The sequence below is a fragment of the Halopseudomonas xiamenensis genome (genome assembly GCF_014219065.1).
In the GTDB taxonomy this organism is placed as follows: Bacteria; Pseudomonadota; Gammaproteobacteria; order Pseudomonadales; family Pseudomonadaceae; genus Halopseudomonas; species Halopseudomonas xiamenensis.
Genome location: NZ_JACLGO010000012.1, coordinates 40,027 through 62,934, shown reverse-complemented (window position 1 = coordinate 62,934; position 22,908 = coordinate 40,027). Strand labels below are relative to the sequence as shown.

At 57.3% G+C, this 22,908-nt stretch carries 20 protein-coding genes; 3 read left to right on the top strand and 17 right to left on the bottom strand.

The window, feature by feature from the left end; genetic code table 11:
* Positions 1-8: 8 nt before the first annotated feature.
* From H6X51_RS10045 to H6X51_RS10010, 8 genes are all read right to left on the bottom strand, one after another.
* Positions 9-623 carry a DUF2796 domain-containing protein gene (locus tag H6X51_RS10045; RefSeq protein ID WP_185267411.1) on the bottom strand — a complete coding sequence of 205 codons (615 nt, stop codon included), beginning with the start codon at positions 621-623 and terminating at the stop codon, positions 9-11.
* A 96-nt stretch (positions 624-719) separates the two neighbouring features.
* Positions 720-1,997 (bottom strand): cytosine permease, encoded by a 1,278-nt coding sequence (codB, locus tag H6X51_RS10040; protein ID WP_185267410.1) that lies wholly within the window; start codon positions 1,995-1,997, stop codon positions 720-722.
* Between the two features lie 25 nt (positions 1,998-2,022).
* The gene (locus H6X51_RS10035; RefSeq protein WP_185267409.1) at positions 2,023-3,303 is read right to left on the bottom strand and encodes an amidohydrolase family protein; all 1,281 of its coding nucleotides are present in this window, start codon (positions 3,301-3,303) and stop codon (positions 2,023-2,025) included.
* A 122-nt stretch (positions 3,304-3,425) separates the two neighbouring features.
* Positions 3,426-4,232: an outer membrane protein OmpK gene (locus H6X51_RS10030; RefSeq protein ID WP_185267408.1), complete on the bottom strand. Its 807-nt coding sequence runs from the start codon at positions 4,230-4,232 to the stop codon at positions 3,426-3,428.
* Between the two features lie 63 nt (positions 4,233-4,295).
* The gene (locus H6X51_RS10025) at positions 4,296-4,718 is read right to left on the bottom strand and encodes a DMT family transporter (RefSeq protein ID WP_185267407.1); all 423 of its coding nucleotides are present in this window, start codon (positions 4,716-4,718) and stop codon (positions 4,296-4,298) included.
* A gap of 60 nt (positions 4,719-4,778) precedes the next feature.
* Positions 4,779-6,224 (bottom strand): dihydropyrimidinase, encoded by a 1,446-nt coding sequence (gene hydA / locus H6X51_RS10020; protein ID WP_185267406.1) that lies wholly within the window; start codon positions 6,222-6,224, stop codon positions 4,779-4,781.
* 71 nt (positions 6,225-6,295) lie between these two features.
* Positions 6,296-7,789 (bottom strand): NCS1 family nucleobase:cation symporter-1, encoded by a 1,494-nt coding sequence (locus H6X51_RS10015; RefSeq protein WP_185267405.1) that lies wholly within the window; start codon positions 7,787-7,789, stop codon positions 6,296-6,298.
* Between the two features lie 581 nt (positions 7,790-8,370).
* Positions 8,371-9,285 carry a LysR family transcriptional regulator gene (locus H6X51_RS10010; protein ID WP_185267404.1) on the bottom strand — a complete coding sequence of 305 codons (915 nt, stop codon included), beginning with the start codon at positions 9,283-9,285 and terminating at the stop codon, positions 8,371-8,373.
* A 156-nt stretch (positions 9,286-9,441) separates the two neighbouring features.
* Here H6X51_RS10010 and H6X51_RS10005 point away from each other — a divergent pair, with 156 nt between their 5' ends.
* Both H6X51_RS10005 and H6X51_RS10000 read left to right on the top strand, forming a co-directional pair.
* The gene (locus H6X51_RS10005; protein ID WP_185267403.1) at positions 9,442-10,785 is read left to right on the top strand and encodes an aspartate aminotransferase family protein; all 1,344 of its coding nucleotides are present in this window, start codon (positions 9,442-9,444) and stop codon (positions 10,783-10,785) included.
* 33 nt (positions 10,786-10,818) lie between these two features.
* Positions 10,819-12,309: a CoA-acylating methylmalonate-semialdehyde dehydrogenase gene (locus H6X51_RS10000; RefSeq protein WP_185267402.1), complete on the top strand. Its 1,491-nt coding sequence runs from the start codon at positions 10,819-10,821 to the stop codon at positions 12,307-12,309.
* A gap of 73 nt (positions 12,310-12,382) precedes the next feature.
* On the opposite strand, the gene alr is transcribed toward H6X51_RS10000, so the two are convergent.
* The 3 genes from alr to H6X51_RS09985 form a co-directional block, all read right to left on the bottom strand.
* Positions 12,383-13,453: an alanine racemase gene (gene alr / locus H6X51_RS09995; protein ID WP_185267401.1), complete on the bottom strand. Its 1,071-nt coding sequence runs from the start codon at positions 13,451-13,453 to the stop codon at positions 12,383-12,385.
* A gap of 106 nt (positions 13,454-13,559) precedes the next feature.
* The gene (locus H6X51_RS09990; RefSeq protein WP_185267400.1) at positions 13,560-13,916 is read right to left on the bottom strand and encodes a RidA family protein; all 357 of its coding nucleotides are present in this window, start codon (positions 13,914-13,916) and stop codon (positions 13,560-13,562) included.
* Positions 13,917-13,943: 27 nt separating this feature from the next.
* On the bottom strand, positions 13,944-15,203 hold the full coding sequence (locus H6X51_RS09985) for a D-amino acid dehydrogenase (protein WP_185267399.1): 1,260 nt from the start codon (positions 15,201-15,203) through the stop codon (positions 13,944-13,946).
* 299 nt (positions 15,204-15,502) lie between these two features.
* On the opposite strand from H6X51_RS09985, the gene H6X51_RS09980 reads away from it, so the two are divergent.
* Positions 15,503-16,183: a TetR family transcriptional regulator C-terminal domain-containing protein gene (locus H6X51_RS09980; RefSeq protein ID WP_221627301.1), complete on the top strand. Its 681-nt coding sequence runs from the start codon at positions 15,503-15,505 to the stop codon at positions 16,181-16,183.
* A gap of 61 nt (positions 16,184-16,244) precedes the next feature.
* On the opposite strand, the gene H6X51_RS09975 is transcribed toward H6X51_RS09980, so the two are convergent.
* The 6 genes from H6X51_RS09975 to cofH all read right to left on the bottom strand — a co-directional run bounded on the left by H6X51_RS09975 (position 16,245) and on the right by cofH (position 22,900).
* Positions 16,245-17,477 carry a Zn-dependent hydrolase gene (locus H6X51_RS09975; RefSeq protein WP_185267398.1) on the bottom strand — a complete coding sequence of 411 codons (1,233 nt, stop codon included), beginning with the start codon at positions 17,475-17,477 and terminating at the stop codon, positions 16,245-16,247.
* Positions 17,478-17,543: 66 nt separating this feature from the next.
* A complete protein-coding gene (locus tag H6X51_RS09970) occupies positions 17,544-18,548 on the bottom strand; it encodes a TIGR03842 family LLM class F420-dependent oxidoreductase (RefSeq protein ID WP_185267397.1) in 1,005 nt (334 codons plus the stop codon).
* Between the two features lie 38 nt (positions 18,549-18,586).
* A complete protein-coding gene (npdG, locus tag H6X51_RS09965) occupies positions 18,587-19,255 on the bottom strand; it encodes an NADPH-dependent F420 reductase (protein ID WP_185267396.1) in 669 nt (222 codons plus the stop codon).
* Complete coding sequence (gene cofE / locus H6X51_RS09960; RefSeq protein ID WP_185267395.1) at positions 19,252-20,712, bottom strand: coenzyme F420-0:L-glutamate ligase; 1,461 nt, start codon at positions 20,710-20,712, stop codon at positions 19,252-19,254. Before cofE ends, npdG begins: the two co-directional genes overlap by 4 nt.
* Positions 20,706-21,677 carry a 2-phospho-L-lactate transferase gene (cofD, locus tag H6X51_RS09955; RefSeq protein WP_185267394.1) on the bottom strand — a complete coding sequence of 324 codons (972 nt, stop codon included), beginning with the start codon at positions 21,675-21,677 and terminating at the stop codon, positions 20,706-20,708. The genes cofE and cofD overlap by 7 nt, the downstream gene beginning before the upstream one ends.
* Positions 21,674-22,900: a 5-amino-6-(D-ribitylamino)uracil--L-tyrosine 4-hydroxyphenyl transferase CofH gene (gene cofH / locus H6X51_RS09950; RefSeq protein ID WP_185267393.1), complete on the bottom strand. Its 1,227-nt coding sequence runs from the start codon at positions 22,898-22,900 to the stop codon at positions 21,674-21,676. Before cofH ends, cofD begins: the two co-directional genes overlap by 4 nt.
* Between the last annotated feature and the right edge of the window lie 8 nt (positions 22,901-22,908).

The window sequence follows — 22,908 nt, the reverse complement described above, 5'->3', positions numbered from 1 at the left end:
GTGAATGGTCAGAAGCGCACGCGATTGCTGGTGGCGGTCAGCTCGCCGCCCTGTTGGCCGCGTGGGGTGATCGCCTGCAGGATCAGTTTCTCGCTGCCCGGGAACAGGCCGAACAGCATCACTTCCATGGATTCCAGCCGGGCCGGGGTGGCGCAGGAATAACTGTATTGCGCGCTGATATCGGCGTGCGCATGCTCACTGTGGTCATGGTCATGGTCATGGTCATGGTCATGGTCATGGTCATGGTCATGGTCATCATCGCCGGAATGGTCCGCCAGGGCAAACAGCGGGCTGTGCAGCTGCACTGAGTCCAGGCTGCATTGCGCCGCCGCGGGCAGGGCAAACAGCTTGTCCGGCTGGCGCAGGGTGTCCTGCAGATTGGCGAGCTGGTCACGCTGCGCCTGAGTGCGTGGTGCATGTTCGAAACCGAGCAGGTCATCCGCCGGGCTGGTCAGTTCGAGCTGCAACTGCTGGCCGTCGAGCACGATGTCCAGGTTGCCGACACCGTGCTGATGGGCCGCAGGGTTGTGCGAGCCATGGGCATGTCCGTGATGATCATGGGCGTGCGCAGCGAGGCTGACGATACCGCTCAGCGCGAGCGCGAAGGGAGCGAGACGCGACATTCGGAAGATCCTTGTTCAGATAAGCTGATGTTATCTTATTACAATTGAGTGCGAGGTCAAACCTGCATGGGCCGCCTCGGTGGCGGCTCATCCCGTTCAAGTGGTCGCAGGAACCGATTGGTACAGCAGTTTGCTGGCAATGCTGTGGACCAGGATGGCAACCACGATGGCATTCAATGGGGCGACACTGAGGATGCCGCTTTCTGGTGAAGCAAGCGATGCGATAATAGCCATTGCCCAGGCAACCAGGGCCGCCCAGTTGATCTCTTTGAAGCTATGCCCAATAAAAGCGGGATAGCGGGTTTTATAACGCAGATAGAAGTCGCTGATGATAATGCCGCCAATGGGCGGTAGCGCAATGCTGAGAAAGGTCAGCCAACCGACAAAATTATTGTAGAGCGTTTCAGCCAGTAGTGTACCGATAATGCCTGCGGCCCAGACCAGATGTACGCGTTTTATCCCGGTTATATTGGCCAGTCCGAGGCTGGAGGCATATAACGCGTTATTATTGGTGGTCCAGATATTCAGTACAAGCAACACAATGCCCGCGCCGAGGAGCCCTTGGAAAGCCAGTACTTCAGAAATATCAGCGTAGCCAGTGGCGATAGCACCGATAGCGCCGAAGATGAACATCAGGCTGTTACCAAAAGTGAAGCCGATAATGGTGGCCCAGATACCGATCTGCCGGTTTTTCGCAAAGCGCACGAAGTCGGGTGTCAGGGTGGCGCCACTGATGAAAGAGCCCACTGCCAATGCAATACCCACGGAAATGTCCATCGAAGCGGCAGGGGGCACTTCCATGAGGGTGGCTAACCCCCCTTCGGTATCGACGATCGCCTTGCCCAGCGAAGCGAAACCAAGCAGAAGAATGGCTGGCACGGCAATGAAGTTCAGCCACTCAAGTGCCTTGATGCCAATGGTGACGGTGTAGATCATCGCCAGCCCGCCAAGGATGATCAGCATGTAGGTGGGAATGCCCAGAAAGGTATTGACGGGATAGGCCAGCATGGCCACGCCAACGCCGAACCAGCCTACCTGGGTCACCGCCAGCATCAAGGATGGCAGCTTGGAGCCCACCCGGCCAAATGAGTACTGGGCCAGCAGGTGCGTCGAAATATTGGTTTTGGCGGCGGCATAGCCAAGCAACGCTCCATACACGCCCAGAATCAGATTGCCCGCCAAGACCACGACGATCAGATCAGGCCAGAGTCTGAAGCCTTCGCCGAGCTTGCCACCGGTCCACATGCTGGCGGCAAAGAGTGTAAAGCCCAGCATTACTGCCGACATGGATATCAGCCCGCGCCGAGATTGCTCCGGCACAGGGGTTAACGAGTAATCTTCGCCGCTTGTGTTGCGGTCATTATTATTAGACATGGGGCGTCCTCTTTATTCTGGATGCTTACATGAGATCACGACTGAAACTGACTGGTGTGGGTGCTGGGGTGATCAATAGCTGAGGTAGAGAAGCGCTGGTTCTGGCTAACACCTTGCCACGTCTGATCACTTCAAGGCGTGCAGCGCGTAATCTCAGCGCGTCGATAGGAGTGCTGGCCTGAAGAATGACCAGGTCGGCATTGTCTCCCGGATTGAGGCCGTAACCTTCCAGCCCCAATGCGTGAGCGCCGTTATAGGTGACGGCAGAAAAAGCCTGTCGCATTTCGTCCACGCCGGTCATGTGACCCACATGAAGCCCCATGTGAGCGACTTCAAGCATGTCGTGGGAGCCCATGCTGTACCAGGGGTCCATGACACAATCGTGCCCGAATGCGACGTTGATACCCGCATTCAGCATCTCCTTGACCCGAGTCATTCCTCGGCGTTTGGGATAGTTATCCTGACGACCTTGCAGAGTGATGTTGATCAGTGGGTTGGCTACCACATGTACACCAGCTTCACGGATTAAAGGCAGCAACTTGCTGGCATGGAAATTATCCATGGAGTGCATCGAGGTCAGATGTGAGCCAGTGACCCGGCCTTGCATGCCCAGGCGGTGGGTCTCGTATGCGAGGGTTTCTATGTGCTGTGAGAGCGGGTCGTCGTTTTCATCGCAGTGCATATCAACGCGCAAGCCTCGATCGGCGGCCAGCTCACACAGGGCGGTCACCGACCGGTCACCAGAGGCGCGTGTGCGTTCAAAATGTGGAATACCTCCGACGACATCCACGCCCATATCCAGAGCGCGCAGAAGATTCTGTTTACCGGTGGCTGAGCGGTAATAGCCGTCTTGGGGGAACGCGACCAATTGCAGGTCGATAAACGCCTGCATTTCCTTGCGAACTTCCAATAGCGCTTGCACGGCTAGCAGCCGGTCGTCACAGACATCGACATGGCTACGGATGGCCAATGTGCCGCGCGCGATAGACCAGTGACAGAGTTCTATGGCGCGCTTTTTGATGGCCTCTACCGTCAAATCCGGTTTCAGTTCGTTCCAGACACTGATTCCCTCCAACAGCGTGCCGCTATCGTTCAATCTCGGCTGACCGACACTCAAGGTAGAGTCCATGTGGAAATGGCTATCCACAAACGGAGGGGTTACCAAGCAGCCAGGGTGAGATAAAACCTGGTGGGCTTCGGCTTTTATATTGGGCCCCACCTCCAGGATTCTGCCTTCATGGATGGCAATATCAACGTTGCGTCTGCCGCATGGCAGGTTCACCTGGCGAATCAGCAGGTCAATCATGGTGCTACTCCTTATAGGCGTGTATCGGAAGCGTCTGGCTGGAATCGATCAACACGAGTCTAAGGTACCAGCACCTTGATGTGACGACCTGAGCCGAAAAAACGCTCCTCTGAGTTTGCTGCCTAGAAGTGCGCCTTCAATAGCAGGCTGGCGGTATTCTGATCAGTTGTTCCGACAAACTGCTCGCTGACGTAACCACCATCTTTGATACCGAACTTGTTCTTCCAGTAGTCGTACTCGATGCCGATATACACCTTTTCCCTCCAGCCCAGCGCCTTGCCCATGTCGTATTTGATCTGCGGGTTGATATGTACGTTGGCGTGATATTCGCCGCGGCTGTTCTTGTCGTTGTCCACAACCCAGTCGATGTAGCCATCAATCACCAGGTCGGACCGGCCCACCGGGATGGTATAGCTCCAGGCAGGGGTTATCTGCCAGACATTATCACCTGGCCGGCCACCATCGGTTTTGCGCAGATAGGTATTGAGTTGGAAGAAGTCAAATCCCGGTATTGCCAGATCGATGGCCGGGCCGATCAGATAGGCTTCGGTATCTCCCTTGCCAAACTCATAGGTCATCGAGACCAATATATCGGTAACAGGGCCGAAGGCGATATTGGCCCCACTGATCTTGCCAAAAGACAGGCGAGGGGAAAATTCACCGTAATGGGTCCGGTTATCGTCACCGTCATTGGCACCCTTGCCGTTGAAGTTGATCTGATCGATAAACAGGAACAGGTCACCTACGCTCCAGGCACTGGCATGTTCAAATGTGAAGGTTTGCTGGATAGGTGGGTCTACCTTGAAGTTCTTGCCGTAGAGATAGGTCAGGCTGTTGGTGTGCCATTGGATAAGCTCGCCAGCGCATACAGAGCTGGCAGCCAGTCCGCCAGTCATGAGCGCAAGCGAACAGCTGGTTATTCTTTTCATGTTCTACTCCAGGATATTGTTTTTATTTTACTTGGTCCGACTTCAGGTGCTTGGGCATACTCGTTAATACAGGCGTACGAGAATGCCTCCGGTAATCAACAACGCAATGCCCGCAGCGCGTCCGAGACTGAGTGCATGCGGGGTAAACCCCGCCAGGCCAAAATGATCAATCAAGGCTGCAGCAATCATTTGTCCGACCAGCACCATCCCCAGCATGGTGGCTGCGCCCAGTCGTGGGCTGAGCATGACCATTGCGCTGACAAAAAAGGCCCCCATAACCCCTCCGCCCCATTGCCAGAAAGGCACCGAGGCGAGATCGTCCCAGGCTGGACGGGGCAGGCGAACGGCCATGCACACGACAATCAGCAGCAGTAGCCCGACTGCGAAGGAGACGCATGATGCCCACAGGGCATGCCCTGCGCTCGATGCCAACTGGGCATTCAGGCCCGCCTGCAACGGTAGGACAGCCCCTGCCGCCAACGCCATGCATAGATATATCCACACTTTCCTTTCCTCGTCTGCGCAGGAGACTGCTTGGCTACGCCATTAGCCTCGACGTATTACAGGTTGCGGTGTATTCAACTCGTTCTCACGGGCGATGGCATCGAACACCGGGCCAAAGGCGGGCCGGGGAACGTACTGGCCGGCACCCTCCACGGCAAGCAATTCGCCCTCGCGCCAGACGATCTTCCCACGGCTCAGCGTATGGCTTGGTATGCCGGTTACCGTGCGGCCTTCAAAGATATTGAAGTCGATGTTCTGATGGTGGGTCTTGGCGGAAATAGTGCGCGTGCCAGTGGGGTCCCAGACCACCAGATCCGCATCGGCCCCCACGGAGACAGAACCTTTGCGCGGATACATGTTGAACAGCTTGGCAGTATTGGTCGAGGTTACCGCGACAAACTCGTTCATGGTCAGGCGACCCTTGTTGACGCCTTCATCCCACATGATCGCCATGCGGTCCTCGATTCCGGCGGTGCCGTTGGGAATAAGGGTGAAGTCATCCTTGCCAGCGGCTTTCTGGTCAGCGCAGAAACAACAGTGATCGGTCGCTGTGGTGTGCAAGTTACCGCCGCGCAGACCTTGCCAGAGCGCATCCTGATGTTCCTTTGCACGAAATGGCGGACTCATGACGTGAGCTGCGGCAAATGCAAAGTCAGGGTGTCGATAAACGCTGTCATCGATTACCAGATGGCCGGCCAGTACCTCGCCGTAAACGCGGTTTCCATTGTTGCGAGCACGGGTAATGGCTTCCAGGGACTCCTTGCAGGACACATGCACGATATAGATAGGCACATTCATTGCCTGGGCGATATGGATAGCCCGGTTGGCTGCTTCGGCTTCTACCACGGGCGGGCGGGAGAGCGGGTGCGCTTCGGGGCCGGTCATGCCCTTGGCGAGCAACTCCTGTTGCAGTTGAAAGACCAGCTCGCCATTTTCCGCATGAACGGTCGGCATCGCACCGAGTTCGACAGAGCGGCGGAAACTTTTCACCAGGGTTTCATCGTCCGCCATGATCGCGTTCTTGTATGCCATGAAATGCTTGAAGCTGTTGACGCCATGCTCGCGCACCAGCACTCCCATTTCCTCATGTACCGACTCGTCCCACCAGGTGATGGCGACATGGAAGGTATAATCTGCCGCCGCTTTGGCGGCCCAGTCACGCCATTGATGGAACGCATCGAGCAGAGACTGTTGGGGCGAGGGAATGACGAAGTCGATGATGCTGGTGGTGCCGCCGGCCAGCCCTGCGGCAGTACCGGTATAGAAATCGTCGCTGGCGACAGTGCCCATGAACGGAAGTTGCATATGAGTATGGGGATCAATGCCGCCCGGCATCACATACTGGCCGCCCGCATCTATTACCTCCGCCGTAGCGGGAACATCCAGATTCTTCCCGATTGCAACAATTTTTCCGCCGTCACAATACACGTCGGCTCGATACGTCTTGTCGGCAGTGACCACAGTGCCGTTCTTGATGAGTACGGACATTTCTGGTTCTCCTTACAGGTCTTGGCGAGCCGGCACGGGCAACTGCTTGCCGGCCCTATAGGTAACCGAGTTCACTCTGGTGTTTTCATACTGTTGTGCATGAGGAGCAGGTAGACACCGGCAGCAATCGCCAGGCCGACAAACCAGGCATAGGTGTAAATTTCCTGGAATACTGTGGGCACGCTATCGACAAAGCCGGCGACATGCAGAAAACCCGGCAGGTTGGGTAACACCCCTATCACCAAGGCGATCAGGGCTACCGGGTTCCAACCATTGCGATAGCTGTACTCCCCGTCATTGCGGAAGAGCGCATGGTGATTCAGCCGGGTTTTGCGAATAACGAAGTAGTCGGCAACCATGATACCGGCGACCGGACCGAGCAGTGCCGAGTAGCCAATCAGCCAGGTGAAGATATAGGCACTGGTCGACTCCAGTAGCTTCCATGGCATGATCGCAATACCGATACCCGCGGTCAGGTACCCGCCCATCTTGAAGGAGATCTTGCTGGGGCTGAGATTGGAAAAACCGTTAGCGGGGGCCACGACATTGGCAGCCAGATTAGTGGTCAGGGTTGCCAGGATCAGCGCGATCAATGCGATGACCACCGCGACACCACCCATCTGACTGGTCAGCTCAACGGGATCCCAGATGGCCCTGCCATAAATCACTACGGTTGCCGAGGTAACGGCTACGCCGATAAAGGCAAAGAGTGCCATGGGCAAGGGTAACCCCAGGGCCTGGCCGACAAACTGGTCCTTCTGGCTGCGGGCAAAGCGGGTGAAGTCAGGAATATTGAGCGCCAGCGTGGCCCAGTAACCTACCATCGCCGTCAGTCCTGGCCAGAACACGGACCAGAATTGTCCTTCCCGGGCGCCGCCGGCAATAAACTGAGAGGGCGTCGAGAGCATTTCACCAAAACCGCCTGCCTTGATATAAGCCCAGCCCAGCAAGGCGAGGCCCATGGCGATCAGAAAAGGCGCGGCGTAGGTTTCCAGCCAGCGGATGGATTCAGTGCCATAGGCAATGAAGACCACATGCATGGCCCAGAACAGCAGGAAACAGACCAACTGCCCCATGTCGATACCGAGAAATCCGATCACGCTACCGGCGATGGCATTATCGGTCATGATGTTGACGATGATATAAATTGCCGAGCCGCCCACCCAGGTCTGGATACCAAACCACCCGCAGGCAACCAACCCCCGCAACATGGCTGGCAACTTGGCACCTGCGGTGCCGAAAGAAGAGCGCAGCAGCACCGGGAAAGGAATGCCATGCTTGGTACCCGCATGGCCAATGGCAATCATGGGTACCAATACAATAATATTGCCGAGTAGAACTGTCAGGATCGCTTGCCACCAGGACATGCCTTCGGCTACCAGTCCTGCGGCCATCATGTAGGTTGGAACACAGACCACCATGCCGACCCAGAGCCCCGAGATGCTCTGCCAGGTCCAGGTCTTGTCTTCTGCTCTGGCGGGAGCCAGGTCTTCATTCCACAGGTCTGCGCTGGGGCTGCTGCTCGCAGAGATATCGTACTGAAGTGAATCAGCTTGAGTGTGCATTGCATTGTGCCTCGAATCTATTGTTTTTATTAAGCACGTCTGTATCCCGCGCCATACAGGATATTGTGTTATTCAAACTCTTGGTCTGTGCCGAGCGACAAATAGCCGTAATGAGCACGCTGCATCAGCAGCGTACGCTATATGTATGTCACTGAAATATATTAAGTGCTGCCCGGATATATGAGAGTTGTCAGTTCTCGCTTTCTCTCAAGCCGGGTTGTCTGGAAGCGGGATCAAATGGGACCTGGGGATGTAGCTGCACATGTTTTCATCCTCTTATCAGTGCTCTCTCATCGAGATATTCAAGTCGAATGCTAGTACAACGAATGGGCACCCATTTCCAAAAAAAATGTAAGCGCCTTCTGGTTATTGTTTCACGCTTATTGCCATCTTCTTTTTTGAATTTATAACAACATCATCAACCCTGTTAAGGCTGTTGTTTGCAAACCTACAATCAAGATTTGAGGGGGTCAAGTCTTTTTTTTCCAAAAGGTAAAATAATTCTTCCATCTAGTAGGCGGGATTTTTCTGGACCGTATGATTGCTCCTAGCCCGTCTGGACTGCTGTCATTTGGCAACTATCAGGGCAGTCGATCGAGCTCTTCCAGATAGCTCTCAAGTACCAGGTTAGGCGGAGCGGCTTTGCGAGTAATGGCGCTGTAATGGGTGACGTACCGGTTGGCTAGCGGGTCGATCGCCCGCATGGCTTCGTCGCGCACCCAGCGTTCGGCGTAATGGGTGGGTAGATAACCGATATAGCGGCCGGTCAGGATAAGAAAAGCGATTCCTTCGCGGTCCGTTGCCGAGGCCGCAGCCTTGAGTGGCTCGTGCAGTGCTTTGATTTCCGGGGTTTGCGCATAGGCTGGCAGGACCGCATCCCAGCCGCTGAGCGTTATCGGCTCCGATGCCGGGTGCTGGTACAGCGGGTGGGTGGCGCTGCAATACAGTTGCGAGACCTCTTCGTACAGCGGGCGATAATGCAACCCCGGCAGGGATTTCAAGGCTGGGATGATGCCCACATGCAGACGGCCATCCAGTACACCCAGCTCGATATCATTGGGCGGAATCATCCGGATGTTGATCTGCACCTCCGGGCCGCGATCCTTCAGCGCGCCCAGCGCCTGGGTGATCAACATCTGCGGCATGGTAACCAGGCTGTCGGTAATACCGATGTTGAGCTCGCCCTTCAGGTGATCGTGCAAACTGTTCACGTGGGTTCGGAAGCCCTCGATAGCCGCCAGCATCTGCAGGGTGGCTTGGTAGACCTCACCGCCTTCCTGGGTCAGGGAAAAGCCGCTGCGACCCCGTTGGCAAAGACGCAGTGCAAGACGACCTTCCAGCTCATTCATGGCGATGCTGATCGCCGCTCGGCTGATATTCAGCTCGACCTCGGCTGCGGAAAACCCCCCGCACTCAACCACCTTGCGAAAAATACGCAGCAAGCGCAGGTCGGTATCACTGATTTGGCCAGGCAATGCCAGTTTACGGGCTTTCATCTTGTTTTTTCCTCGATAACCGCTGTTTGGCAGGATAGCGGAGGGCGCCATGTAAGTTAAGTAATCGATTGCATGAAGATAAGTAAGTTTGGGTTTTACTTTAAATTGGGACTGGAGAGACTGACTGCACGAACAACCTACATGAAGGGTGATGTTATGTCTGATCTCAATACCCAGCGTCATGCCGGACTGACCCCCGAGCAGCTTGATGCATACTGGCTTCCCTATTCCGCCAACCGCCAGTTCAAAGCGGACCCGCGCGTGATCGTCGGAGCCGAAGGCAGTTACTACATCGATGCCGATGGCCGCAGGGTATTCGACGGTCTTTCTGGTCTCTGGTGCTGTGGCGCCGGACATAACCGTCCGGAAATTGCCGAAGCGGTTGCCAGGCAATTGCGTGAACTGGACTATGCCCCCGCTTTCCAGTTTGGCCATCCCAAGGCCTTTGAGCTGGCCGAGCGGATCACCCAGCTGACGCCGAAAGGCCTCGACCATGTGTTTTACACCAACTCCGGGTCGGATGCGGCAGATACCTCGCTGAAAATCGCCCGGGCCTATTGGCGCAAAAAAGGCAAGCCCACCAAAACCAAGCTGATTGGCCGGGCCAAGGGCTATCACGGGGTCAACTTCGGTGGCATCAGCCTCGGCGGCATCGGTGCTAACCGAATGCTGTTCGGCCAGGGTATCGATGCAGATCATCTGCCGCATACCTTGCTCAAGGAGAACCTGTTCAGCCGTGGCATGCCTGAGCGCGGTGTCGAGCGTGCCGAGGATCTGCTGGAGCTGATTGCCCTGCATGATGCCTCGAATATCGCCGCGGTCATTGTCGAACCGTTGGCCGGTTCAGCGGGCGTATTACCGCCGCCGGTAGGTTATCTGCAACGTCTGCGGGAGATCTGCGACCAGCATGAGATTCTGCTGATCTTTGATGAGGTGATTACCGGCTTTGGCCGAGTGGGTTCCAATACCGGCGCTGAAGAGTTTGGTGTCATCCCGGACATGATGAACGTGGCCAAGCAGCTCACCAACGGGGCTGTGCCCATGGGTGCGGTGATTGTACAGCGCGAGATCTATCAGACCTTCATGGAGCAGGGCGGGCCGGATTATGCGATCGAACTACCGCATGGCTACACCTATTCCGGCCACCCGGTAGCCTGTGCCGCGGCGCTGGCCTCTCTGGATATCTTGCAGAATGACCGCCTGGTCGATCGGGTTCGGGAAATGAGCCCGATATTCGAAAATGCCCTGCATGGCCTCAAAGGCACCCGCTACATCACCGATATCCGCAACTACGGGATGGCTGGAGCTCTGCAGATAGAAAGCCACCCCGGGGAGCCAGCGCGGCGCCCTTACGAGATTGCCATGAAATGCTGGAAAAAAGGCTTCTACGTACGCTACGGCGGCGACACCATTCAATTGGGCATGCCCTTCATCGTTGAACGTGAAGAGATCGACAATGTCGTCAATGCCATTGGCGACGCCATCAACGAGCTTGACTGATACCGCTAACAATACAGGCAGAGAGAACAGACGATGAAGACAATCGGACACTTGATCAATGGCACTATTGATACGCAATCCAGCCGTACCCAGGATATTTTCAATCCGTCGACGGGTGAGGTATCGAAGCAGCTGGCGCTGGCGAGTAAAACCACCGTCGAGGCCGCGATCGCTGCTGCCCAGGCCGCTTACCCTGAATGGCGCAATACCCCACCGCTCAAGCGTGCCAAGATCATGTTTCGCTTCAAGGAGTTGCTGGAACGCAATGCCGATGAAATCTGCCGGCTGATCGGCGAAGAGCACGGCAAGATTGCCCATGACGCCATGGGTGAGCTGCAGCGGGGGATTGAGAACGTCGAATACGCCTGTGGTGCACCCGAACTGTTGAAGGGCGAGTACAGCAAGAATGCCGGTCCGGCGATCGACTCCTGGAGCGAGTTCCAGCCCCTGGGTGTGGTGGCGGGTATTACCCCGTTCAACTTCCCGGCCATGGTGCCGCTGTGGATGTACCCCATGGCGATCGTGTGCGGTAACACCTTTGTGCTCAAGCCGTCCGAGCGTAATCCCTCATCGGTGCTGTTTATCGCTGAGCTGTTGCATGAAGCCGGTCTGCCGTCGGGTGTGCTCAACGTGGTCAATGGCGATAAGGAGGCAGTGGATACTCTGCTGTCGGATAAGCGCATCCAGGCGGTCAGCTTCGTTGGCTCGACGCCCATTGCCGAACATATCTACACCACGGCGAGCGCCAATGGTAAACGCTGCCAGGCGCTGGGCGGTGCCAAGAACCACGCCATCATCATGCCGGATGCCGATATGGATAACGCCGTATCAGCCCTGGTTGGCGCCGCCTTTGGCTCATCCGGAGAGCGCTGCATGGCCCTGTCCGTCGCCGTGGCGGTAGGGGACGAAGCAGCAGATGCATTGATCAGCAAGATGACCGAACGGATGCAGAGCCTCAAGGTGGGTGCCTTCTCGGACAAGAGCAATGATTTTGGTCCGGTCATCACCCGGGCGCACCAGGAAAAGGTCATCGGCTATATCGACAGTGCCGAACAGCAGGGCGCAACGATAGTGGTGGATGGCCGCAAACCGACCGTGGCAGGCTATGACCAGGGGTTCTATGTCGGTGGCACGCTGATCGACAACGTGACCGCCGACATGACCTGCTATAAGGAAGAAATCTTTGGGCCGGTGCTGTTGGTCATGCGTGTCAGCAGCATGCAGGAAGCCATGCAACTGATTGATGATCATGAATACGGTAACGGCACCTGCATCTTTACCCGTGACGGTGAGGCGGCACGCTATTTCAGTGACAACATCCTGGTGGGGATGGTCGGTATCAACGTGCCACTGCCGGTGCCGGTGGCCTATCACAGCTTTGGCGGCTGGAAGCGCTCATTGTTTGGTGATCTGCATGCCTACGGTCCGGATGCGGTGCGCTTCTATACCAAGCGCAAAACCGTGACCCAGCGCTGGCCATCGGCCGGGGTGCGGGAAGGGGCGCAGTTCTCTTTCCCCTCCTGAGGGGAAAGTCCCTTGGAATAGAAAAAGGCCGGGTCATATGATCCGGCCTTTTCTATTCCAGCTACGGCTCTGGTTACTCACGATAGCGCCGCGGCACGCGGTTCAGGTTGCAGAACAATTGATAGGCGATGGTGTCAGCCCAGGTGGCGACCTCGCTGGCCGGCAAGCCTGTACCCCATAGACGCACAGGGCTGCCCAGACCGCTGGCGGGCAGATCGGTGAGATCGACGGTAAGCATATCCATTGAAACCCGACCGATCAGCGTGGTGCGTTGATTATCGACCAGCACCGGTGTACCACTCCTGGCGTGTCGGGGGTAACCATCCGCATAACCCATGGCGACCACGCCAATCCGGGTAGGGCGCTGGGTCATGAAGCTCGCTCCATAACCGAGCGGCTCACCGCTTGCCACCTTATGTACGGCAATGATGCTTGAACTCAATTGCATCACCGGCTGCAGCTGCTCGGCATGGTGCTGGGCAAAGCCGAAGGGTGTGGCGCCATACAGCATGATACCCGGCCGCAGCCAGTCGCCATGCGCCTGTGGCCAGGCGAGTACACCGGGCGAGTTGCACAGGCTCGACGGGCCGGGCAGGTGGCCGGTTACTTCATTGAAGCACAGCAGCTGGCGCTCGGTAGCGCCGCAGTCCGGCTCGTCCGCACGGGCGAAATGGGTCATCTTTACCAGGCTGGCAACTTTGCTGCTGGCCTGGAGCGCACTCCATATAGCGGGATATTCCTCGGGCTTGAAGCCCACCCGGTGCATGCCGCTGTCCAGCTTCAGCCAGACGGTCAGGGGCTGCCTGATATCGGCCTGCGCCAGGTCGCGCAACTGGCCATGGTGGTGGATGACCACCCAGAGGTCGTGTTGCTGGATCAATGCCAGCTCCCCAGCATCAAACCAGCCTTCGAGTAATAGAATCGGTTGTTGAATACCTGCTTCGCGGAGCAGTAGAGCCTCCTCTATGCAGGCAACGGCAAAGCCGTCGGTAAGGGCCGACAGCGCTTGAGCGCAAGGTATGGCGCCATGGCCGTAGGCATTGGCCTTGATGACCGCCAGTGCCCTGTTTCCAGACAGTTGCCTGGCCAACTGGTAGTTATGGCGCAGGGCGCCAAGGTCGATCACTGCGTGAGCTGGACGCATAAGTTTCATTCCGGAATGTCGGGTTTCTGGGGGCGATGGCCTCAAGAGTGGCGGCAAGCCGGGGCGTTTTGAGGCCAAGGTTATCGCGATGCAGAACGCGGGCTACTTAAAGAGCGGCGATGATGGAAATTTCCACCAGGATATCCGGCTTGAGCACATCCGGCTCCAGGGTGGCGCAGGCTGGCGTTATCCCTTGCGGCAGCCATTGCTTCCATATCAGGTCCATGGCTGCAAAATCCGCCTCGATATGCTTCAGGTAGAGGGTGGCGGATAGAAGCCTGGTTTTATCCGTGCCGGCCTCAACCAGCAATCGTTCAATCGCCGTCAGGGTATTGTCTGCCTGCACATGGAGATCGTTTTCCAGTGGGGCGCTGTCAGCAAATCTGCCAGCCAGATAGACCGTATCCTGATGGACCAGAACCTGGCTCATTCGCACATTGGTATACAGAGCTTGAGTGTTCATAGCATGCCGCTCCTTATTGTTATCTGGTTATCTCGCGTATCGATCTACCTCAAAGCCTTCCATGCTTATAGCCATCTTGCTGCCGGCGATTCTGTCGACCAGCAACTGGCTTGAACCACAGGCCATGGTCCAACCCAAGGTGCCGTGGCCGGTATTGAAAAACAGATTGCGGAACTTGCTGGCGCCAATGATCGGTGTGCCATCGGGCGTCATGGGTCGATAACCGGTCCAGAAATCCAGTTCCTGAGCCTGGCCGCCCTCCGGGAACAGGTCATTCACCACCATCCTGAGCGTGGCGCGGCGCTTTTCCCTCAGTTCGGTATCAAAGCCGGCCAGTTCTGCCATCCCGCCCACCCGGATACGGTTGGCAAACCGGGTAATGGCAACCTTGTAGGTTTCATCCATTACTGTCGAAACCGGCGCCATCAGAGGGTCAGCAACGGGAAGGGTCAGCGAATAGCCTTTGACCGGATAGATCGGCAGGCTGATACCCAAAGGTTTTACCAGTTGTGGTGAATAGCTGCCCAGCGCGAGTACATAGCAATCCGCGCTCAGGATTTCATCATTGGCAAGTTTGACGGCTTGAATCCGATCATCATTTGCCAGCAGGCTGGTAATCGTATGGCCAAACTGAAAGGTTACGCCCATCTCTACGCATTTGGCTGCCAGTTGGCTGGTGAACAGATGGCAGTCGCCGGTTTCATCATTGGGCAAACGCAGGCCGCCGACGAACTTGTTCTTGCTGGGCGCCAGACCGGGTTCGTGGTGTATGCAGCCCGCCTGGTCGAGCAGTTGGTATGGCACGCCGCAGCGTTCCAGCACGGCAATGTCGCTGGTTGCGGCATCCAGCTGTTTCTGCGTACGTAGCAGTTGCAAGGTGCCCAGCTCGCGGTGCTCATAATTCACGCCGCTATCCGAGCGCAGCTGGATCAGGCAGTCGCGGCTGTATTCTGCCAGGCGCATCATGCGCTCTTTGTTGACGGCGTAGCGGCCCTCGGTGCAGTTGGAGAGCATCTGCATCATCCAGCGATATTGCCTTGGGTCGGAGGTCGGCCGAATGGCCAGTGGAGCATGCTCGGACAGCAGCCACTTGATCGCCTTGAGCGGAACACCGGGAGCCGCCCAGGGTGCGGAGTAACCGGGAGAAATCATGCCGGCATTGCCGAAGCTGGTCTCCAGCCCCGGGCCAGGCTGACGATCCACTACGGTGACTTCATAGCCTGCTTTAGCCAAATACCAGGCGCTGGTTACGCCAAGTACCCCACTGCCAAGGATCAACACTTTCATTGTTTCCTCGCGAGCGCAACAGAGTGCGCAGTTGTTGGTTTTGTTATTGTTTCAAGGGAAACTCTGGGCTGGTTATCGCAGCCGCCACCCTTCTGGTGGATGTTCTTCTGCAAATGATGCCGCTCTACTTGTCTGGACAATCCTGGCGGTCTGGCTCGCTAGTTGCCGGGGTGGCCAGGGTGTATAATCGTGCGCCTTACGAGCCCAGCCGCACTGGCTGCATGTACGATCGCGAGGCCAGAGCCCAGGGCTGGTGCGCTGTTTGCCGCATTTCATGACTGCAACCAAGAGGTAATCCCTTGGACCAACCCCCCAACCATTTGGCTGAAAACACCCATTCAAATGGCGACGCGGCCAAGCCCCGCAAGCGCTCAAGCGCCAGGAAAGCCCAGGAATCCCGCATCCTGGACGCTGCTGAAACACTGTTTGCGCAATATGGCTATAACGGCGCTTCTATCGAAGCGATTGCCGAGCAGGCTGGCCTGTCCAAACAGAACATGCTTTATTACTTTCCCTCCAAGGAAAACCTCTATCACCATGTGTTGAAAAACGTCCTCGATCTCTGGGTCGAGAAAATGACGCTGTTCGAGCAGACAGGTGATGATCCTGCCAGCAAGTTGCGTAGCTATATTCTCGGCAAACTGGAACTGTCACATTTACGGCCCAATGGCTCTAAGATATTCGCCAACGAGATCATCAATGGCGCGCCTCATATCAAGGACTATCTGCTGCAAAAGCTTTTGCCCAAGCTCGATACCGATATTGCCCTGGTCAGAAAATGGATCGCTGACGGCCTGATGGATCCTATCGATCCTTACCATCTGTTCTTCTCCATCTGGGCCGCGACCCAGACTTATGCCGACTTTTCTACCCAGATCGCCCTGGTACTGCACAAGGACAGTCTGGATACGAGCGACTTTGAAGATGCCGGGGATTTTCTCACCCACATCATTCTCAAAGGCACTGGGCTTACCGGATAACCTCTCGCTTTAGCTGCCCTGAAAGAGTTGCCTCTCTATCAGGGCAATGGCATCACTCAGCTCAACTATTGGCGCGTTCAACCACCGCCTGAAAAAGTACATTGCAGCCGGCTGCGAGATCTTCCGGTGTCGCATTCTCGGCCTCGTTATGGCTGATGCCGTTTTCACAGGGCACAAAGACCATGGCGGTGGGCGCTACACGGGAGATATAGCAGGCGTCATGTCCGGCACCGCTGACGATGTCCCGGTGGCTGTAGCCAAAGTCTTCTGCGGCCTGGCGTACCAGGGCAACACAGTCGGCGTCAAAGGGCACCGGCGGGGAATACCAGATCTGTTCAAAAGCCATCTCCAGTCCCAGTTCGGTGGAGACCGAGTCGGCTGTTTCACGCAGCGCCTGATCCATCTGTGCCAGTACATCGGCATCGGGGTGGCGAAAGTCCACGGTAAAGAACACCTGGCCGGGAATCACGTTACGTGAGTTGGGGAAGACCTGTAGCAGGCCGACGGTGGCGCAGGCGTTGGGTTGATGAGCGAGGCCGATCCTGTTGACGTGATCGATGATGCGAGCGGCACCGACCAGGGCATCACGACGACGGCTCATGGGGGTAGGGCCGGCATGAGACTCCTGCCCGGTCAGGGTGATTTCATACCAGCGCTGACCTTGCGCATCGGTGACCACGCCAATCTGCTTCTTCTCATCCTCCAGGATGGGGCCCTGTTCGATATGCGCTTCAAAAAAAGCCTTGAACGGACGGCCGCCGACATCATCCGGGCCGTTGTAGCCGATGCGTGCCAACTCCTCACCCATGGTCTTGCCATCCAGGTCAGCGCGACTCAAGCCGTAGTCCAGCTCGAACACACCGGCAAACACGCCGGATGCCACCATGGCGGGGGGGAAGCGCGAGCCTTCTTCGTTGGTCCACACTGACGCTTCGATGGGCGCGCGGGTGTCCATGCCCTTGTCATTCAGCGTACGAATCACTTCCAGGCCGGCCAGCACGCCGTAAATACCGTCGAACTTGCCACCGGTAGGCTGGGTATCCAGATGGCTGCCCATCACCACCGGGGGCAGGGAATCATCCAGCCCGGCACGGTGAGCGAAGATATTGCCCATCTTGTCGATGCGAATGGTGCAGCCTGCATCTTTGCACCATTGAACGAATAGATCACGTGCCTGCTTGTCCAGATCGGTCAAGGCCAGTCGACACACACCGCCCTTTTCCGTTCCGCCAATCTCGCCCATGTCCATCAGGCTTTGCCACAGCCGTTGCTGGTTGATCATGGTTTTCTGCATTGTCTTTGCCTCATTCGGTCATTGTTGTTGTTGCAGACCGGTGGCGTAGGCGCCACCGGTGCCAGCTCAGGCCTGGAATCGGGGAATAATGTGCTCGCCATACTGGGCAATGATGTTTTCCTCATCGCCATTATCGAGATAGATATTGAACTGGGTGGCGCCAGCCGCCTTGAGCTCGTTGAGTTTGCTGACGTGCTGCTCGGGTTCACCCAGCACGCAGAAGCTTTCAACGATGTCCGGGGTAATGAAGTCCAGGTAGGGGTTATCGCTCTGACCGTGCTTGGAATAATCGTAGCCCTTACGCTTCTCGATATAGTCGGTCAGGCTGGAAGGCACGGTGCCGCTGTCGCTGCCGTATTTCTCAACGATATCGGCGACGTGGTTGCCGACCATCGCCGGGAACCACTTGGTGGCTTCGATGCATTGATCCCGGGTGCCAAAATAGGCCGGAGCGGCGACGATCACCTTGTAGTCATGCATATCACGGCCTGCTTCCTTGCCGGCGGCGATGCTCTGCTCGGCCAGCCATTTGACCAGACTCGGCTCGCCGATCTGCAGAATCACACCATCGCCCACTTCCCCAGCGGTTTTCAGCGCCATGGGGCCATAGGCTCCGATATGCACCGGCAACTCGTAGCCATCGGACCAGGGGAGTTTGACGGGCTCAGCGCATTCACCATAAGTCACTTCTTCGCCACGGATCATGGCTTTTACCTTGGTGGTGAATTCGGCTACCCGCGCCAGCGAAGCGGGCTTCTTGCCCATCACTCGCACCGAGCTGTCACCACGGCCCAGGCCGATATCGAAGCGGCCGCCGCTTTGCTTGGCGAGACTGCCAAACAGGCTGGCAGCCAAAGACCAGTCGCGGGCATTGGGGTTGGTGACGCAGGGCGCAAAGCGCATTTTTGTGGTGTGTTCCATGCACATGGCGATGGCGGGATAGCACTCGCGCCATAGAATGTGCGAGTCATAGAACCAGCAATAAGCGAAGCCGGCGGCTTCGGCCTGTTTGACCAAGCTGCGGGCCCGTTCGGGGCTGACAAAACCTTTAAAGCAGATACCGAATTCCATTGTTATTCTCCTGTGTCGGTAGGTACTTCTCAATTGCCTCAGGCGCCTGGCGCCCAGATGCGGATTCCTGCGTGGGTGAAAGGGACTTTCTTGGAAATATTCAGGCGTATCAGAATCGGTGTAATGGCCTCGATACAGCGGGCACTGCTGGCCGGGCCGCAATCGTAGGCGGTTATGTCCATTTTGCTGATCAGCTCAATGACCTTGTCCTTGGCTGCCAGGGTGTCACCGCAGACCAGTACATCGCAGTTGATGGGGTGATCCAGATCATTCAGGGTGGCGGCGGATACGTTATGCAGCGCACCGACAACGGCAGTAGCCTCACCCAGCAACTGCTGGGCGGCTTCGGTAGCCGAGCCGGCAGCCGGCATGGCCACGGCACGCGGATTACCCTCCGCCAGCGGGACCACGATATCGACCAGGATCTTGTCCTGCAGCAGCTCGCCAATCGATTCGAGTGTGGCGTCATGGGCCGCATAGGGTACGGCCAGCACCACTATCTCATCGGCTGCGCCTACGGCGTCGCGGATATCCATGCCCCGAATAGCGGCAGCCGAGGCGGGCAGCAAAGCCTGGAGTTCCCGGGCTGTGGTGCTGGCCCGCTCGGCATCACGCGAGCCGATCGCCACCGGCACACCGGCACACGCCCAGCGTAAAGCCAGTCCCCGGCCCTGGGGGCCGGTACCACCTAGAATTGCAATAGTCATCGGAAGATATCCTCTTTTTGTGGTCTTATCAGGTCAGTTGCCGAGCTGGGGGCGGGCTCCCAGTCCACGCCCTGGAAAAGAATCGCGGGTGTCTTGCCGTTCTTGCTCATCAGCAGGCCGGAAGCGGCAGCTATTTCATCGGCCAGAGCGGGGATGGTGACGGCCAGCTCCCTGCCGAAGGCATCCTGGTCACCGACCAGGCTGACCTGGGCGGGCACATTGGCCAGGCCTATGGCGACATTGACCAGTCCCATCCGCCAGGGGCGGCCGAAGGTATCGGTGATGACCACGCCAAGGCGTACGGCAAAGGTTTCTTCGAGGGCAGCGCAGATTCTTCTGGCGCTGTTGTCGGGGTCCCTGGGCAGCAGGATGACGGTGTTTTCTTCGCCCACGTTGGACTCATCCACCGCCGCATTGGCGCAGATGAAACCCAGCCGGTGTTCAGCGATCAACACGCCTTCGGCTTGTTGGGGGTGCTTGAATGACCGCACTACGCGGCGGGATTCACGCAGAATCACTTCGACCTTGCGTGGGTCCTTGTTCAGCTGGGTTGCCAGTTGCCGGGCCTCTTCACCTGGTTTTATGGTTTCCAGAGAAACGACCTGACCCTCTGCCTTGGAAACGATCTTGTGGGCAATGACCAGGATGTCGCCATCCTTCAGCTGGACAGCATTACCTTGAAGCGCCTTGACCAGGATATCGGCCAGGTCGTCACCAGGCCGGATATCCCCGATGCCGGCCAAGGCAACCATGGTCAGCCCTTGCGGTTGACCCGGGGCAGGGACGCTTGCTGCGCCTGGTTGCGGCGACGGTGATGGCAGGTCACAGCATGCGGTGGCGGATTGATAAGTCGGTTCGCTGGATTGACTGGCCAGATGGGCAAGGTCATCCGCTGTGTCGATATCAAAGCGCAGTTTGGGCAGATGTATCTGGCTGCAAGTGATACCTCTTTGCTGCGCGGCATTGCGGTGCTGATCACTGGAGTATGGGCCGAACTGAAACGGCAAGACGTTCGGCGGGGTGGTCAGTAACGCGTTGGTGCCGCGATCATGTGCCGGGCAGATCAATACCGACGGGATCGGCCGCGGGTGGTTGATCAAGGTGCGTAGCTCGACCTCATCCAGCTGGGCGATATCGGCGGGGATCAGCAGTTGTGAATCATAGCCGTGCGCACAGCTCCACTCGGCTGCCAGTTGCGCAGCGGCTGACATGCCGCTGGAACAGCGTTCACGCAATACCGCAGCGCCATAGCGGCTGGCCAATTGGGCAATGGTTTCGCACGCTGTGACGACCAGTACATCCTGCTCGGGCATCCGGTCACGGAAGAACATCAAGGTTCGCTCACATAACCAGCGGGCCAACCCTTCACGCTGACTGGGTTCGAGCAAGGGCTCCAGCCGGGACTTGGCATCAGCGAAGTCCCGTACCGGGATCACTACCAGGGTTTTCATCAGCATGCCAGCTTCTCCACGGTAACCAACTCCTGGGCGAACTGCAGCAGCTCGCGGGCCAGGCGTGCCTTGTCGGCGGTATGCTGCATCAAGGTATGGGTGAGCATGACGTTGAGACCGCGTTCTTCCAGGGCCTCGGTCTCGGAGCGGTCCTGATGGTCGATGATCAGCCCGTCAATCAGGTCGGTATAACAGTCAGCAATGCCGATGTTGTCGCAGCTGTAACCGCAGGCGCTCAGCATGCGATCGGCCGGACCTTTCACGGTGGCGCCGCCGATTAACGGGGAGACGGCGATCTTGACGGCGTTGGACAGGGCAAATGCCTGCCCCAGGCCGGGCACCGCGAGGATCGGTCCGATACTGACAATCGGATTACTTGGGGCAATGACCAACAGGTCCGCCTCACGGATGGCAGTCAGGGCTTCCGGCGTTACCGTGGCGTGTTCCAGGCCATCGAGCTGGATCTCCAGGATCTCGGGCTGGCATTGTTCGCGGACAAAATATTCCTGGAACGACAGCCAGCCCTGAGGGGTTCTGATCCGGGTCTGCAAGCGGTCATCGGTTGGCAGAACGATATTGCTCTGCACACGGAAGGACTCGGCAATCCGTTGGGTGATAATGCTGGGTCGAACACCCTGCTTGCGCAGATGGGTCCGCATGATGTGGGTGGCCAGGTCCTGGTCACCCAGGTACATCCAGCTGTCGCAGCCCAGGCGTTTCAGGCCATCGAGTACGCGGTGGCTTTCATCCGCCAGACCCCAGCCTTTGTCACTGTCGATCCGGCCTGCCAGGGTATAGGTCAGGGTATCGATATCCGGGGACACCCACAGACCATGGAACTCCTGATCATCGGCGACATTGCCGATAATGCTGAGCTGGCCGGGCTCGCAAATGGCTGCCAGCCCCGTCGCGAGTTTGGCCCCGCCGACCCCGCCGGCGAGCAGGGTGATGCGTGGTTGGTGTCTGTTCATCGTAACCCCCCGGCAACCTGGGATAGTTGCAGGACAGGCACTATTTCAGGGCTGTCATAAACGGCAAGATGACGGTACAGCGTATTGCGCCGGACCGGCTGCCGGCCCATGTTGCGCATGATCTGAATAAAGCTGTCCGGGTGCATTTCCTGACCGTGCTCAGCCCCTGCCGCCCGGGAGATGCTCTCGTTCATCAGGGTGCCACCCAGGTCATTCACCCCGGCAGAAAGCATTTGCTGAGCCAGCTCTGGCCCCAGTTTGACCCAGGAAGCCTGAATATTGTCGATCCAGCCGTGGAGCATGAGGCGGGCGACCGCATGCATGCGAATATGCTCCAGCCGGGTGGGGCCCGGTCTGACACCGGCCTGCTCGAGGTACAGCGGGGTCTTGTGATGAATGAACCCCAATGGTACGAACTCGGTGAAGCCGCCGGTTTCCTTCTGGATGTCGCGCAGCAACGCCAGATGAGCAGCCCAGTGTTCTGGCCCGTCAATATGGCCGTACATGATGGTGGAAGTGGTGGGCAGGCCCAGCTTGTGAGCCGTCTTGACAATCTCCACCCATTCTTCGGTGGTCAGCTTGTCGCGGGTCAGCTGTTTGCGGATAGTGGTGTCGAGAATCTCCGCCGCTGTGCCGGGCATTGAGCCCAGGCCATGATCGATCAGGTCCTGGATGAACTCGGCATAGGACATCTTGCTCTTGCGTGCGCCAAACCAGATTTCGAAAGGGGAGAATGCATGGATATGCATATCCGGCAGTTTGGTTTTGATCGCCTTGAGTATGTCTCGATAGAAATGACCGGGAATGCCGGGGTGCAAGCCGCCCTGGATACAGACTTCGGTTGCGCCGCGTGCCCATGCCTCTTCGGCCCGGGAAACGATTTCTTCCAGATCGAAGAACTCGGCGTCAGGATCATCTTTACGCTTGGCAAAACTACAGAAGCGGCACCCCATGTAGCAGACATTGGTGTAATTGATATTGCGGTTGATTACGAAGGTCACTGTGTCGCCGACACTGGTATACCTCAAATGATCGGCGCAGGCAGTTAAGGCATCCAGTTCCGCGCCTTCGGTGCTGAATAAAATGATGGCGTCCGCTTCATCAAGTTCCTGGCCTGCTAATACGCTTTCCAGAATGCGCCGTACTGTTGTACTTACTCCGGGTTGGTAGAGTTCTTTTACCGATGTAGGTAAGGCAATACTTCCTGGCACTTGTGCATTCATTACGGAAC

Excerpts from the sequence above, each read along its gene's own strand:
- H6X51_RS10045 (WP_185267411.1), bottom strand. The coding sequence starts at position 623 with ATGTCGCGTCTCGCTCCCTTCGCGCTCGCGCTGAGCGGTATCGTCAGC.
- codB (WP_185267410.1), bottom strand. The coding sequence starts at position 1,997 with ATGTCTAATAATAATGACCGCAACACAAGCGGCGAAGATTACTCGTTA.
- H6X51_RS10035 (WP_185267409.1), bottom strand. The coding sequence starts at position 3,303 with ATGATTGACCTGCTGATTCGCCAGGTGAACCTGCCATGCGGCAGACGC.
- H6X51_RS10030 (WP_185267408.1), bottom strand. The coding sequence starts at position 4,232 with ATGAAAAGAATAACCAGCTGTTCGCTTGCGCTCATGACTGGCGGACTG.
- H6X51_RS10025 (WP_185267407.1), bottom strand. The coding sequence starts at position 4,718 with ATGGCGTTGGCGGCAGGGGCTGTCCTACCGTTGCAGGCGGGCCTGAAT.
- hydA (WP_185267406.1), bottom strand. The coding sequence starts at position 6,224 with ATGTCCGTACTCATCAAGAACGGCACTGTGGTCACTGCCGACAAGACG.
- H6X51_RS10015 (WP_185267405.1), bottom strand. The coding sequence starts at position 7,789 with ATGCACACTCAAGCTGATTCACTTCAGTACGATATCTCTGCGAGCAGC.
- H6X51_RS10010 (WP_185267404.1), bottom strand. The coding sequence starts at position 9,285 with ATGAAAGCCCGTAAACTGGCATTGCCTGGCCAAATCAGTGATACCGAC.
- H6X51_RS10005 (WP_185267403.1), top strand. The coding sequence starts at position 9,442 with ATGTCTGATCTCAATACCCAGCGTCATGCCGGACTGACCCCCGAGCAG.
- H6X51_RS10000 (WP_185267402.1), top strand. The coding sequence starts at position 10,819 with ATGAAGACAATCGGACACTTGATCAATGGCACTATTGATACGCAATCC.
- alr (WP_185267401.1), bottom strand. The coding sequence starts at position 13,453 with ATGCGTCCAGCTCACGCAGTGATCGACCTTGGCGCCCTGCGCCATAAC.
- H6X51_RS09990 (WP_185267400.1), bottom strand. The coding sequence starts at position 13,916 with ATGAACACTCAAGCTCTGTATACCAATGTGCGAATGAGCCAGGTTCTG.
- H6X51_RS09985 (WP_185267399.1), bottom strand. The coding sequence starts at position 15,203 with ATGAAAGTGTTGATCCTTGGCAGTGGGGTACTTGGCGTAACCAGCGCC.
- H6X51_RS09975 (WP_185267398.1), bottom strand. The coding sequence starts at position 17,477 with ATGCAGAAAACCATGATCAACCAGCAACGGCTGTGGCAAAGCCTGATG.
- H6X51_RS09970 (WP_185267397.1), bottom strand. The coding sequence starts at position 18,548 with ATGGAATTCGGTATCTGCTTTAAAGGTTTTGTCAGCCCCGAACGGGCC.
- npdG (WP_185267396.1), bottom strand. The coding sequence starts at position 19,255 with ATGACTATTGCAATTCTAGGTGGTACCGGCCCCCAGGGCCGGGGACTG.
- cofE (WP_185267395.1), bottom strand. The coding sequence starts at position 20,712 with ATGCTGATGAAAACCCTGGTAGTGATCCCGGTACGGGACTTCGCTGAT.
- cofD (WP_185267394.1), bottom strand. The coding sequence starts at position 21,677 with ATGAACAGACACCAACCACGCATCACCCTGCTCGCCGGCGGGGTCGGC.
- cofH (WP_185267393.1), bottom strand. The coding sequence starts at position 22,900 with ATGAATGCACAAGTGCCAGGAAGTATTGCCTTACCTACATCGGTAAAA.